1 protein-coding gene is annotated in these 203 nt (G+C 60.1%); it reads right to left on the reverse strand.

Going from position 1 to position 203, the window contains the following annotated elements:
- Positions 1-203, reverse strand: a 203-nt coding sequence (locus FS665_RS23315; RefSeq protein ID WP_145193690.1) for an Ig-like domain-containing protein, incomplete at both ends; no start/stop codon positions are given.

The raw sequence follows: 203 nt of genomic DNA on the forward strand, positions 1-203 counted from the left end.
TCACGGTCCTCGCAGGCCATCAGCGAATTGTGTACGTTGATGGTCAGGGTCGTGGTGCTCTCGTCGCCGTCGGCATCACGAATGGTGTAGACGAAGGTATCCACCGCATCGCGTGGCGATACCACGTCCGGGTTGGAGTGGTAGACCGCGTTGCCCTTCTCGTCGATGGTCAGGTAACCGAACTGGCCCTGCACCTGGCTGTT

Origin of the sequence: Pseudomonas sp. URMO17WK12:I11, from assembly GCF_007677725.1 — a bacterium.
In the GTDB taxonomy this organism is placed as follows: domain Bacteria; phylum Pseudomonadota; class Gammaproteobacteria; order Pseudomonadales; family Pseudomonadaceae; genus Aquipseudomonas.